The organism is Janthinobacterium sp. 35, from assembly GCF_002754575.1.
Classification (GTDB): Bacteria; Pseudomonadota; Gammaproteobacteria; order Burkholderiales; family Burkholderiaceae_D; genus Janthinobacterium; species Janthinobacterium tructae.
In genome coordinates this window covers 5235753-5248718 of the sequence record NZ_PEFN01000001.1, presented here as the reverse complement: position 1 = coordinate 5248718, position 12966 = coordinate 5235753, and the positions used below count along the sequence as shown (strand labels likewise).

9 protein-coding genes are annotated in these 12966 nt (G+C 62.9%); 4 read left to right on the top strand and 5 right to left on the bottom strand.

The window, feature by feature from the left end; translation table 11 throughout:
- Nucleotides 1-12: 12 nt before the first annotated feature.
- Together upp and CLU93_RS23290 are read right to left on the bottom strand one after the other, a co-directional pair.
- Nucleotides 13-663: a uracil phosphoribosyltransferase gene (gene upp, locus CLU93_RS23295; RefSeq protein WP_096235746.1), complete on the bottom strand. Its 651-nt coding sequence runs from the start codon at nt 661-663 to the stop codon at nt 13-15.
- Nucleotides 664-808: 145 nt separating this feature from the next.
- Nucleotides 809-2491, bottom strand: a complete 1683-nt coding sequence (locus tag CLU93_RS23290) for an isovaleryl-CoA dehydrogenase (RefSeq protein ID WP_099763518.1) — start codon at nt 2489-2491, stop codon at nt 809-811.
- Nucleotides 2492-2887: 396 nt separating this feature from the next.
- On the opposite strand from CLU93_RS23290, the gene CLU93_RS23285 reads away from it, so the two are divergent.
- Nucleotides 2888-4627 carry a putative bifunctional diguanylate cyclase/phosphodiesterase gene (locus CLU93_RS23285; protein ID WP_099764562.1) on the top strand — a complete coding sequence of 580 codons (1740 nt, stop codon included), beginning with the start codon at nt 2888-2890 and terminating at the stop codon, nt 4625-4627.
- Nucleotides 4624-6120 carry an HDOD domain-containing protein gene (locus CLU93_RS23280; RefSeq protein ID WP_099763517.1) on the top strand — a complete coding sequence of 499 codons (1497 nt, stop codon included), beginning with the start codon at nt 4624-4626 and terminating at the stop codon, nt 6118-6120. The genes CLU93_RS23285 and CLU93_RS23280 overlap by 4 nt, the downstream gene beginning before the upstream one ends.
- 208 nt (nt 6121-6328) lie before the next feature.
- Here the strand turns inward: CLU93_RS23280 and aroC are convergent, their stop codons facing one another.
- On the bottom strand, nt 6329-7423 hold the full coding sequence (gene aroC, locus CLU93_RS23275) for a chorismate synthase (RefSeq protein ID WP_099667641.1): 1095 nt from the start codon (nt 7421-7423) through the stop codon (nt 6329-6331).
- Between the two features lie 421 nt (nt 7424-7844).
- Here aroC and CLU93_RS23270 point away from each other — a divergent pair, with 421 nt between their 5' ends.
- The gene (locus tag CLU93_RS23270) at nt 7845-10106 is read left to right on the top strand and encodes a putative bifunctional diguanylate cyclase/phosphodiesterase (protein WP_099763516.1); all 2262 of its coding nucleotides are present in this window, start codon (nt 7845-7847) and stop codon (nt 10104-10106) included.
- Between the two features lie 68 nt (nt 10107-10174).
- Here CLU93_RS23270 and CLU93_RS23265 read toward each other — a convergent pair whose 3' ends face one another.
- A complete protein-coding gene (locus CLU93_RS23265) occupies nt 10175-10621 on the bottom strand; it encodes a CBS domain-containing protein (protein ID WP_010398828.1) in 447 nt (148 codons plus the stop codon).
- 128 nt (nt 10622-10749) lie between these two features.
- Nucleotides 10750-11373 carry a 2OG-Fe(II) oxygenase gene (locus CLU93_RS23260; RefSeq protein WP_099763515.1) on the bottom strand — a complete coding sequence of 208 codons (624 nt, stop codon included), beginning with the start codon at nt 11371-11373 and terminating at the stop codon, nt 10750-10752.
- Nucleotides 11374-11654: 281 nt separating this feature from the next.
- Between CLU93_RS23260 and CLU93_RS23255 the strand changes: the two genes are divergently transcribed.
- Nucleotides 11655-12965, top strand: a complete 1311-nt coding sequence (locus CLU93_RS23255) for an O-acetylhomoserine aminocarboxypropyltransferase (protein ID WP_099763514.1) — start codon at nt 11655-11657, stop codon at nt 12963-12965.
- Nucleotide 12966 lies beyond the last annotated feature (1 nt).

Genomic DNA, 12966 nt, shown 5'->3' with positions numbered 1-12966 from the left:
TCGCGGATTGGCTTACTTGGTGCCGAAGATGCGGTCGCCGGCATCGCCCAGGCCCGGTACGATGTAAGCGTGGTCATCCAGGTGCGAATCGAGCGAAGCACAGTACATCTTGACCTTCGGATGCGCGTTCTGGAACACGGTCACGCCTTCCGGCGCGGCTACCAGCGCCAGGAAGATGATCTGCTCGTCCGTCACGCCCCGCTTCTTCAGCACGTCGACGGCGTACACGGCCGAATTGCCGGTCGCTACCATCGGGTCGCACAGGATGAAGGTGCGCTCACTCAGATCCGGCAGGCGCACCAGGTATTCCACGGGCATGTGGGTGGTGGGATCGCGGTACACGCCGATGTGGCCCACGCGGGCCGATGGCACCAGGTTCAGCAAGCCATCGCTCATGCCGATGCCGGCGCGCAGGATGGGCACGATAGCCAGTTTCTTGCCAGCAATGACGGGCGCATCGATGGTCACCAGTGGGGTCTTGATTTCGCGCGTGGTCAGCGGCAGGTCGCGCGTGATTTCATAGCCCATCAGCAAAGTGATTTCCTTGAGCAATTCACGGAAGGTGCGCGTCGACGTGTCGTGCTCGCGCATGTGGCTCAGTTTGTGCTGGATCAAAGGGTGATCGGTAATGAACAAATTCGGGAAGCGTGGATCTTGTTTCATATTGTTGTTCTTTCTTTGCTCTCTGGCGCGGCGGCAAGCATGGCCGCAGGCGCGCTGTGTGTCGATAAAATGAAGGATTGCCGCATTATCCCAGCCCACAGCCCGCCTGTGGCTGGAATTTTCGAAATAATCGGATTTATCGGGGTCAATACTCGCGCAGTGCGCGCGCCAGGATGGCCGCGCAATCGGTGCCCGCCGGCAAGCGGCCATACGCGCCGCCCGGCGCTTGCACCAGCCGCGACTGCAGGAAGGCCTGCGCGACAAAGGGCGGCGCATGGCGCAGCAGCAAGGCGGCCTGCACGGCAAGCACGATGCGCTCAGATAATTGCCTGGCGCCAAATTCATCCGTTTGCGGTCCGTCCAGGTCGGCCAGCAGCCGCGTCCGGTACTCGGCAAAGGCAGCGTCGGCATCGCCGGCCAGCGCCAGCTCGGCCGCCAGGGCGTCGCGCGCGGCCGGCGACTTGCCGAAGGCGCGCAAGACGTCGAGGCACATGACGTTGCCCGAACCTTCCCAGATCGAGTTGACGGGCAGCTCGCGGTACAGGCGCGCCAGCGGCGCGTCTTCCACATAGCCGGTGCCGCCCAGCACCTCCATGGCCTCCGAGCCGAAGCCGGGACCGCGCTTGCAAATCCAGTACTTGCCGGCCGGCGTGAGCACGCGCGCCAGCATCGCTTGCCCTGCATCGTCCTTTTCATCGAAACAGCGGGCCAGGCGCAGGGCAAAGGCCGTGGCGGCTTCCGATTCGAGCGCCAGGTCGGCCAGCACGTTTTGCATCAATGGCTGCCCGGCCAGCGGCTTGCCGAACACGGCCCGCTGGCGCGCATGGTGCAGCGCCTGCGTCAGGGCGGCGCGCATGATGCCGGTGCTGCCCAGCACGCAATCGAGGCGCGTATGGCTGGCCATTTCCAGGATGGTGGGAATGCCCCGCCCCGGCTGCCCCACGAGCCAGCCATAGGCATTGGTAAATTCCACTTCCGACGAGGCATTCGAGCGGTTGCCCAGCTTATCCTTCAAGCGCTGCACGCGGATGGCATTGCGGCTGCCGTCGGGCAGGTAGCGCGGCAAAAAGAAACAGGACAATCCCCCCTCTTCCGCCTGCGCCAGGATCAGATGGGCATCGCATTGCGGCGCCGAAAAAAACCATTTGTGGCCGACGATGCGCCAAGCGCCGCCAGCCTCGTCGCCGAACAGGGCCCGCGCCTCGTCCGGCGGCACGCGCACGGCGCGCGTAGTGTTGCTGCGCACGTCCGAGCCGCCCTGCTTTTCCGTCATGCCCATGCCGACCAGGGCGCCGCGTTTCTGTTCCACGGGCAGGGAGCGGGGATCGTAGTCGCGCGAGAGGATTTTCGGCAGCCAGCGCGCAGCGATGTGCGGCAGATCAAGCGCCTGGCGCAAGGCCGGCACCGAGGCATACGTCATCGTCACGGGACACTGCGTGCCGTTTTCCACCTGCCCCACTAATAGATAGGCGGCCGCACGCGCCACCTGGGCACCGGGGCCCGGCGACGCCCAGGGCGCGGCGTGCGCGCCGGCGCCCACGAGGATGGCCATCAGTTCATGCCAGGCCGGATGGAACAGCACTTCGTCGATGCGGCGCCCGGCCCGGTCAAACTGCTGCAGCTCGGGCGTATGGATATTGGCCAGGCGCGCCAGCGCATACGTCTCGGCGCGGCCCAGTTTCTCGCCCAGCGCGTCGAGCTCCTGCCGCGCCGCGCCGCCGCCCTCGCGCAGCAGCGCTTCGATCAGCGCCGGGTCGCAGGCGAACAGATTGACGTTTTCAAACGGCGTGGCCTGGTTGAAAACTTCATGCGTGTCAAAAGCATTCATGGGAGTCTCCCGCGATTTGTTATCATGGCGCCCTGGCTGTCGCTGGCGCACCGTCAACACCGTCTGTCAGCCAGACTAGCGCAAAGCGCATGGCGGGGCAAGCGCGCCAGTGGAAGCAAGTGCCGATAAATGTTTCCATGGGGAACGAAAATGCCTGCGTGTGTCGCGCAGCGTGATTTTTTTCATGGAAGGCAGGAATATTTACAAAACCTGAAGCAATGTTGCTCTATTTCATGTAATCGAATGCTTTTCAATGATACATTTCGTGTGGATCGCATTCCGATAGTTGCCCTCCGGCCCGCTATGGCGCGCGTCACGCACGATGCACTCTTTCCGTTGGCGCCCTGCCCTGCAGCGTGCGCCGGCACTGATCACAAAAAGGTAAAAGCCCGCACGATGTTTTCCAGTACCCCATCCGCCGCCCACCGCGAGGCACGCCACGAGTTGGACAACCTCATGGAAGAGGCAGGCGACGTCGTGTTCCGGCTCGATACGGACGGCCTGATCCTGTTCGCCAGCAAGCGCGCAGCCACCCTGTTCGGTGCACCCTCAGGCCTGTCCGGCCACTTGCTGCTGCCGCTGGCCGCCGAAGCATCGCGCGCGGCGCTGCAGGCAGCGCTGGAAGATTCCCTGGAAGAACCGGGCCGCCTGGAAGTGCGTCTGCAAACGCCGGACCAGGAACTCTGGTTCGAGCTGCGCCTGTCTTCTTATATGAATGCCGCGGGCGTGGCCGAATTGCTGGTCGTCGGGCGCGACACCTCGGCCCAGCACAACACGGAAGAACGCTTGCGCCACATGGCCACGCACGACGCGCTGACCGGGCTGCCGAACCGCCTGCTGCTGTCGGACCGCATCCGCATGGTCATTTCCCAGGCGGCGCGTTCGGGCCAGGGGTTTTCCGTGGCCACCATCGGCCTCGATGGTTTTAAAAAGGTCAACGATGGCCTGGGCCACCCGGTCGGCGACGCCGTGCTGCGCCTGGCCGCCGCGCGCCTGCGCAAGACCCTGCGCGACAGCGACACCCTGGCGCGCGTGGGCGGCGATGAATTCGTCGCCGTGTTGCCCGGCAGCGCCACCGATGCGCAAATCAAGCTGGTGACGGGCCGCCTGCTGGCCACCCTGCAGGCGCCGTTCGAAGTCGATGGCCACACGATCTACGTGGGAGCGTCCGTGGGCGTATCGATCTATCCGCTGCACGCAGAAGATGAAGTGCGCCTGGTGGCGCTGGCCGATGCAGCCATGTCGCGCGCCAAGGAAACGGGCAAGGCCCGCTGCCTGGTCTACAGCCCGCGTCTGAATGGCCCGTCGGAACACGATATTTCACTGGAAGCGGCCATGTTCCACGCCGTGCGCGAAGGCGAGTTTCTGCTGTTTTACCAGCCCATCGTCGATGCGCACACGCGGCAGATCCAGGGCTTCGAAACCCTGATGCGCTGGAAGCACCCGACCCTGGGCCTGGTGCCGCCCGTGCGTTTCATCCCGATTGCCGAAGCCAATGGCCTGATCAATCTGCTGGGCGCCTGGGCGCTGAAAGCGGCCTGCGTGCAGCTCAAGCAGTTCCAGGAAGTGGCCAAGCGGCCGCTGTACATCTCCGTCAACATCAGCCCGCGCCAGTTCCGCAACGACAAGTTCCTCGACGTGCTCGATGACGCCATCGCCTTTTCGGGACTCTCGGGCGAACACCTGGTGCTGGAAATTACCGAAGGCACCCTGATGATCGACCCCGTGCATGCGGAAACCATCCTCGTCAAGATGACGGAGCGCCGCGCGCGCATCGCCATCGACGATTTCGGCACCGGCTACTCTTCGCTCGCATATCTGAAGCGCTTCCCCATTTCCGTACTGAAGATCGACCGTACCTTCATCAAGGATTTGCCCGAATCGAGCAAGGACGCGGCCATCTGCAATACCATTCTCGACCTGGCCAAGCATTTGAATTTGTCCGTGGTGGCCGAAGGCGTGGAAACGGAGGCGCAGATGCACTTCATGGAGTCGCGCGGCTGCCAGTATGTGCAAGGCTATTTGACGGGCAAACCGATGCCGGCCCATGCCGCGCTATCGGCCTTGAGTGACAAAACCTATGCGGCGCTGGTGCCCACGCCGTCTGCCAATGAACAGCGCGGAGGGGTGCAATGAATCCAGATCATTTCACGGTGCCGACACAGCTCGGCAAAAACACCCTGGACCTGCTGTGGGCGCGCACGCGCCAGCAGGGCGACATGCCCGGCTTCGCGAAAGCCATCAGCGCCATCCTGGGCGCCATGCGCGGCGAGGATGACCACGAATTCGACATCACGCAAACGGTGCTGTCCGACCCTGTCCTCACGCACAAGGTGCTGCGCCTGGCCAACAGCGGCATGTATTCGGCCTTCGGCCAGCGGGTCAACACGGTCTCGAAGGCCGTGCTGGTGCTGGGCATCGACGCCATCGGCCACCTGGCGCTGGGACTGAAACTGATCGAGGAGCTGTCGCAGGCCTCGCCCGACTCCGTCAGTGCGCACGTGGAAATGGAGAAGGCCGTGCTGGCCGGGATGGTGGCGCAGCAAGTGGCCACCAGCGCCGGCAGCCTGCAGGCGGAGCAAGCCGTCGTCTGCTCCATGCTGCACACCCTGGGCCGCATGATGGTGACGTTCTACATGACGGACTTCTGGGCGCGCATGCAGGCGCATGCGGGTCCCGGCAACGAGGCGGCCGCTGCGCGCGAAATCCTCGGCCTGTCGCTACAGGAAGTGGGCTATGCCACGGCCGCCCACTGGGGTTTGCCGCAGCACCTGATCAACGGCATGCATCCGATGGAGCCGTCGCCCGACAACGCGCCCGTCAGCGGCGCCGACTGGATGGCGGGCCTGTCGACCATGGCGGCGCGCTGCGCCGACTCGCTGTGGCATGACGATGCGGCCGGCGCAGCGCAGGTGCACGCGCTGATCGACGACTATGCAGGCACCCTGGGCATCGCTGCCACGGACCTGGTAGTGGCGGTGGACAAGGCGAAGATGATGGCGGCGGCCGACCTGTCGATCGCCCCGCTGTCGAAACCGGCCGAACGGCGCGCACGCCAGCTGGCCTCGACGCGCATGCGCGCCGAGGGCAACCGCGTGCTGATCGGCGGCCTGGCCGACCTGCGCAGCGCCATCGGCAGCGCCAGCCCCGGACAGATGGTCTCGATGGCGCTCGAAACACTGCACCAGGGCTTTGATTTTTCGCGCTCGGTGGCATTCGTGCGCAACCACCGGGATCATTTGTATTCGGCGCGCATCAGCATGGGCGAAGGCATGGCCGACCTGCAGGACCTGATGGTGTTTGGCGACGCGTATGAGCCGAACGTCTTCCACGCGGCCCTCAATAGCGACCGCGTGATCTTCATCGACAATGCGCGCGACCCGAAATTTGCCGCCAAGCTGCCGCAATGGTGGAAAGCGACGTTATCGGAGGCGCGCAGCTTCGTCGTGCTGCCTCTGTCGGCAAACGGCCACCCCACGGGCTTTTTATACGGCGACTGGGACGACAGCTTCCCGCCGATTCAATTGAACCAGACGGAATTCAACCTGATCAACGATATCCGGGCCTTGCTGGTGCAGTCGGTGGAGATGCGCCATCAACTCGAGCTGGTGGCGAACAAGGTTGCATGAGAACACCTGACCAAACCTACTGCGCGTCGGTATAGGCGGCCTGCGATGCTCACCGTACTAGAGTACGGTTGCGCTTCTTAGCCACCTCTCCCTTCCGCTCGCTACGGTTTTGTCAGGTGTCGCAAGCGTCGTTGTTAAACGAGAAAACGACCATCATGGATCGTAGGTCGGATTAGGGCCGCAGGCCCGTAATCCGACAACATTCAACTTACTTCAACTTCGGCGTATTCACGCTGACATCGCCGCATTGCGCGCGATGCATCAGGGCGTGGTCGATCAAGACCAGCGCCAGCATGGCTTCGGCGATCGGCGTGGCGCGGATGCCCACGCACGGATCGTGGCGGCCGAAGGTTTCCACCATCACGGGATTGCCCTCTTTATCGATCGAGCGGCGTGGCGTGCGGATCGACGACGTCGGCTTGATGGCGATCGAGACGCTGATATCCTGTCCCGTCGAGATACCACCGAGTACGCCGCCGGCGTTGTTGCCGATAAACCCTTCCGGCGTCAGTTCGTCGCCGTGCTCGGAACCCTTTTGCGCCACCGAATCGAAACCGGCGCCGATTTCCACGCCCTTGACGGCATTGATGCCCATCATGGCGTAGGCGATGTCGGCGTCGAGCTTGTCGTAGATGGGCTGGCCCAGGCCGACCGGCACGTTTTGCGCGATCACGTCGATGCGCGCGCCGATGGAATCGCCATCGCGGCGCAATTGATCCATGGCCTCTTCCATGCGCGCGATCAGATCAGCGTCGCCGCTGGCGGCAAAGAAGGGGTTCGCATGCACGTGTTCCCAGGACTGGAACGGCACGGGAATGTCGCCCAGCTGGCTCATGCAGCCCTTGAACGTGGTGCCGTACTGCTGCAGCAGCCATTTCTTGGCAATCGCCGCCGCACCCACCACGGGCGCCGTCAGGCGCGCAGAGGAACGCCCGCCGCCGCGCGGATCGCGCACGCCGTATTTATGCCAGTAGGTGTAGTCGGCATGGCCGGGACGAAAGCTTTCCGCGATATTGCCGTAGTCCTTGCTGCGCTGGTCTTCATTGCGGATCAGCAGCGCGATGGGCGTACCCGTCGTCACGCCCTGGTACACGCCGGAGAGAATTTCCACCGTATCGGACTCCTGGCGCTGCGTCACGTGGCGCGAAGTGCCCGGCTTGCGGCGGTCCAGTTCGGGCTGGATATCGGCTTCCGACAGGATCAATCCTGGCGGACAGCCATCGATCACGCAGCCGATGGCCGGGCCATGCGATTCGCCGAAAGTGGTAACAGTAAACAGCTTGCCAAAAGAATTGCCGGACATAGTAGGAAGTGTGAGGACTGAAAAACTCAATTCTACCAGCCTGCGGGGCATGCCATGCCGCGAATGCCGCAGCAAGGCCCGATATTCGCGCTCGTCATCACCATTTTTAAATCCCGTGTTTTTTTTCATACAAAAAACACCAAATATGAGTTGCAATCATGCAATACAAGAAATATTGCTCTACGGAATAGGCTTAAAAAAACATTTTGCTTATTAAATAGCTATATACTTGGATCAAAGCGCGCTACACAATACAGGTTACCAATCCACATTTGGCCTGCGCCGAGAGCACGTCACAAAATGCCCAGGGCTAGGCGTCGTTGCCGAAGACAGTACGCCAGTACGGCGAGGCAACGCAACAACGCCATGGGCTTTTTTGACGCGCTCGTAAAAATATCGAGTCATCCTGGAGAAGCTATACATGCCCGCACCGATCATCCCCCTTGACGCCAACAAGGACGATCACGACGACCTGGTATTCCTCGATGAGCAACCAGCGCCGCCGCTGGCCGTCGCACCGCGCAGCGTCTGGCGGGTGATGATCATCGACGACGATGAAGACGTCCACTCCACCACCACTTTCGCCCTGGGCAACCTGGAAATGCAACACCGCCCGCTGGAATTCGTGCATGCGTATTCGGCCGGCCAGGCGCGCGAACTGCTCAAGCATGAAGACGACATCGCCGTCATCCTGCTCGACGTGGTGATGGAACAGGATGACGCGGGCCTGCACCTGGTGCGCTACATCCGCGAAACCCTCAAAATGACGGACGTGCGCATCATCTTGCGCACAGGGCAGCCCGGCTATGCGCCGGAAATCGACGCCATCCGCGACTACGACATCAACGACTACAAGACCAAGTCCGAGCTGACGCGCATCAAGCTGTTTACCACGGTGACGGCGGCCATCCGCTCGTACGAACAGATACGCTCGATCAGCAACAGCCGGCGCGGCCTGGACCAGATCGTCCACGCCAGCACGCAGCTGATGGCGCTGCACGGCGTGCAAAACTTCTCGGCTGGCGTGCTGGCGCAGATCGCCGACCTGCTGGGCATCCGCGCCGATGGTCTGCTGTGCGTGCAAGAGATGCTGGACAATGGCGGCAAGGAGCTGCTCGTGTCGGCCTGCACGGGCAGCTTTTCCAGCCTGCCGCACAGTGCCCTGTGCGGCCTGCAAAACCCGCGCGTAATGGCGGCCATCGAGCACACACTGGCGCAGCGGCGCAATGTCTACGCGCACGACTACGCCACCCTGTATTTCTCGGGCAAGGCCGGCCGCGATGCGGCCGCCTATCTGGTCCTGCCGCGCCCCCTCTCGGCCATCGATGAAAGCCTGCTGGAAGTGTTTTGCAGCAACGTCGCCGTCGGCCTGGACAATGTCGAACTGGTATCGCACCTGCACAACGCCGCCTTCTACGACCAGTTGTCGAAGCTGCCGAACCGCACGCGCCTGGTGGAAATCCTCGACGCCACCCTGGCCGGGCCTGCGCGCGACGACGCCACCCTGGCGCTGGTCGACCTCGACCATTTTGCCGAGACCAACGATGCGCTGGGGCACCAGTTCGGCGACACCCTGCTGATTGCCGTGGCAGGCCGATTGCAAACCCAGCTCGGTTCCCAGCTGACGGTGGCGCGCCTGGGCGGCGACATCTTTTGCGTGCTGGGCGACTCGTCGCAAGTCAATCCGGCCAAGATCCTGGCCCTGTTCCAGGCGCCGTTCTGCATCGATGGCCAGGATGTGCAGCTGTCGGCCACCCTGGGTCTGGTGCGACTGGGCGAACATGCGGGCACGGGCGCCGATGCCCTGAAGGATGCCGATATCGCCCTGAAACGGGCAAAAAGCCAGCAGCGTGCCGGGCACTTCTATTTTTCGCGCAGCATGGGCATCGAAATCCGCGAAAGAGTGCGCATGATGCATGCGCTGCGCACGGCCTTCAGCCAGGACCAGCTGTTTGTCGTGTATCAACCGCAGATCGACCTGACCACGCGCCGCCCCGTGGGCGCCGAAGCGCTGCTGCGCTGGCAGACGCCGGACGGCAAGTTCATTTCGCCCGACCGTTTCATCCCGATCGCCGAGTATTCGGGCATCATCATCGACCTCGGTGAATGGGTGCTGCGCACGGCTTGCCGCGAACTGGTGCTGCTGCGCGAACAGGGCCACCGCAACTTCGTCATGTCCGTCAACGTGTCGCAAGTGCAGTTCCGCCACCCGCTGTTCCTGGAAATGCTGCGCGCGGCGCTGGAAGAGACGCAGGCGCCGCCCGAGTTCATCGAACTGGAAATCACGGAATCGATGGCCATGGAAGAGCCGGACCTGCTGATCAAGATGTTGTGGCAGATCAAGCAGACGGGCGTGAGCATCGCCATCGACGACTTCGGCACGGGGTTTTCGTCGCTGTCGTACCTGCAGCGGCTGCAAGTCGACCGCCTGAAAATCGACCGCGCGTTTGTGACGGAAATCACGGGTTCCGCGCGCGGCAGCAGCATCGCCGAAATGGTCATCCAGCTGGGCCGTAACCTGGGCCTGGCCGTGATCGCCGAAGGCGTGGAAGACGAGCGCCAAGCGCAAATCTTGCAGGCGCTGGGCTGTCCCATGGCGCAGGGCTTCCTGTTCGCCCGCCCCATGACGGCCACGGCGCTGAGCACCTGGCTGAACAACGAGGCGCTGCAGGGCGCGGCGTAGGCCTGAACCTGGATCGTCAATGCAAAACGCCGGCAGTGCCGGCGTTGTTTTTACTATATGAGCGAAGCTTAATCGGTGGTTTCAGCCGGCCAGTCGCGGATATACGCTTTCAGCATCTGGTTTTCAAAGCTTTGCGCTTCGAGCACGGCGCGTGCCACGTCGTAGAAGGAGATGACGCCCAGCAAAGTCTTGGCGTTCATGACGGGCAGGTAGCGCGCGTGCTTTTCCAGCATGATGCGGCGCACTTCGTTCACTTCCGTATCCGGGGTGACGGTGATCGGATGGTCATCCATGTGCTTGCGCACGGTGCCGCCGCCGATCTGGCCCGCGTTCTCGTGCAGCGCGTTGAGCACTTCGCGGAAGGTCAGCATGCCGACCAGGTCGCCAAATTCCATGACCACCAGCGAACCGATGTCTTTTTCAGCCATGGTATTGGCCGCGTCAAGCAGGGGCTGGTCAGGCGTGACCGTGTAGAGGATGTTGCCCTTGACTTGGAGAATTTCAGATACTTTCATATTGGCCGTCCTGTCCGCGTGATTGGTATTTTAGTTATTCTAGCCCTTACTGCGACTGTAGCCTATGCCTGCGGAAAAATCCAGCCTTGCGCGCAATCAAATCGAGGGGGATTGCGCGCCACCTTCTATCACGCGCGGCGGCGGAACCAACCTGCTATCGACAAGCGCTGGCGCGCCGTCGGCAGCACCTCGTGCAGCATCTCGCCCGACAAAAACATGGCCATGCGCCCTGCTTCGGGCGCGATATCCACGCTGGGGCCGCCATCGGGGCGCAAACGCAGCGCGCCGCCGTGTTCGGGCAGCCAGTCGTCGTTCAGGTACAGCACGACGGACACGGTGCGTTTGTCATCGTCGCGGAAACGGTCCAGATGGGCCCGGTAAAAGGCGCCCGGCGCATACAGGGCAAAATGGCTTTCGTACTCTTCCAGCCCCAGGAACAGCTCGCGATTGAGGGTCTGGCGCAACGTTTCCATATGCTTCAGATAGCTATCGCAGGCGCTTGAGCGGCCCGCTTCCAGCCATGCGATATGGTCTCCGCGGATATCCGGCTGCAGCAGCGGTGCATGGCCGCTGCCCACGCCGGCGCCCTTCATCTTGCCGCTGAGCATGAATTGCACGCATTCGGCGGCCAACTGGCGGCTGAGTTCAGGGGAAATGAATTGCTCTTGCAGGAGCCAGCCTGCGCGGCACAGGCCGTCAACGATAGATGGTCCGGGCACGGCAAGGGCGCCGTCGAACGATATTGCGGGCATAGAATTTTTCCTGGTGGACATGCATGTGAGTGCGCCTGAAGCCCAGGATTTCGTTCGTGTGCAGCTGCTTCCCCGCGGTGCGGCGCACGCGCGAAGGTCGAACAGCCCGAATATCACTGACACGGCATCCTACCACCGCCACGCGCCGCCGGTTACTTTTTTCGACTTCAAGTTACACGCGCGGCCCGCCAGCACGGCGCCATGCGCCCTGCACGCGAGGCCTTTTACTCAGCGCTAAATCAGGTTACGATCTTGCCACTATAAAACTTGGCGGAGACACCATGAGCGGCCCGAAATACCCCGGTTTCGATACTTTATCCCTGCATGCGGGCGCGGCGCCCGACCCGGCCACGGGCGCGCGTGCCACGCCCATCCATTTCACGTCTTCGTTTGCCTTCAAGAGTTCGGAGCATGCGGCCTCGCTGTTCAACATGGAGCGGGCCGGCCACGTGTACTCGCGCATTTCGAATCCCACCAACGCCGTGCTGGAAGAGCGCATCGCCGCGCTCGAAGGGGGCGTGGCCGGCATCGCCACGGCCAGCGGCCAGGCCGCCATGCACCTTGGTTTATGTACCATCGCCGGCGCCGGCTCGCACATCGTCGCTTCGCGCGCCCTGTACGGCGGCTCGCACAACCTGCTGGCGTATACATTAAAACGCTTTGGTATCGAGACGACGTTTGTCGACCCGCGCGACGTGGATGCCTGGCGCGCCGCCATTCGCCCGAATACGAAAGTGCTGTTCGGCGAAACTCTGGGCAATCCCGGCCTCGACGTGCTGAACATCCCCCAGATTGCCGCCCTGGCGCACGAACACCAGCTGCCGCTGATGCTCGATTCGACCTTTACCACGCCGTATTTGCTGCGCCCCTTCGAGCATGGCGCCGACCTGGTATTCCACTCGGCCACCAAGTTTTTATGCGGCCACGGCACGGCCATCGGCGGTTTGCTGGTCGATGGCGGCACCTTCGACTGGCAGACGGCCTACGACAAGACGGGCCGTTTCGCCGAACTGTGCGAACCGTATGACGGCTTTCACGGCATGGTCTTCGCCGAGGAATCGACGGTGGCGCCGTTCGCCCTGCGCGCGCGGCGCGAAGGCTTGCGCGATTTCGGCGCCGTCATGAGCCCGCACAATGCCTTCGCCATCCTGCAGGGCATCGAAACCCTGGGCTTGCGCATGGACCGCCACGTGGCCAACACGCGCAAGGTGATCGACTTCCTGCTGGCCAATCCGGCCGTGGAATCGGTGTCCTACCCCGAACTGCCATCGCATCCCGATTACGCACTGGCCAAGACCCTGCTGCCGAAAGGCGCGGGCGGCGTCTTCACCTTCCGCCTGCGTGGCGACCGCGCGGCAGGACAGCGCTTTGTCGACAGCCTCAAGATCTTCTCGCACCTGGCCAACGTGGGCGACGCCAAGTCGCTCGTCATCCACCCCGCCTCCACCACGCACTTCCGCGTGCCGGACGATCAACTGGCGCAGGCCGGCATCACGCAAGGCACCATGCGTTTGTCGGTGGGCCTGGAAGACGCGGACGACTTGATCGAAGACCTGACCCGCAGCCTGAAACTGTCGCAGAAAGGCGCCTGAC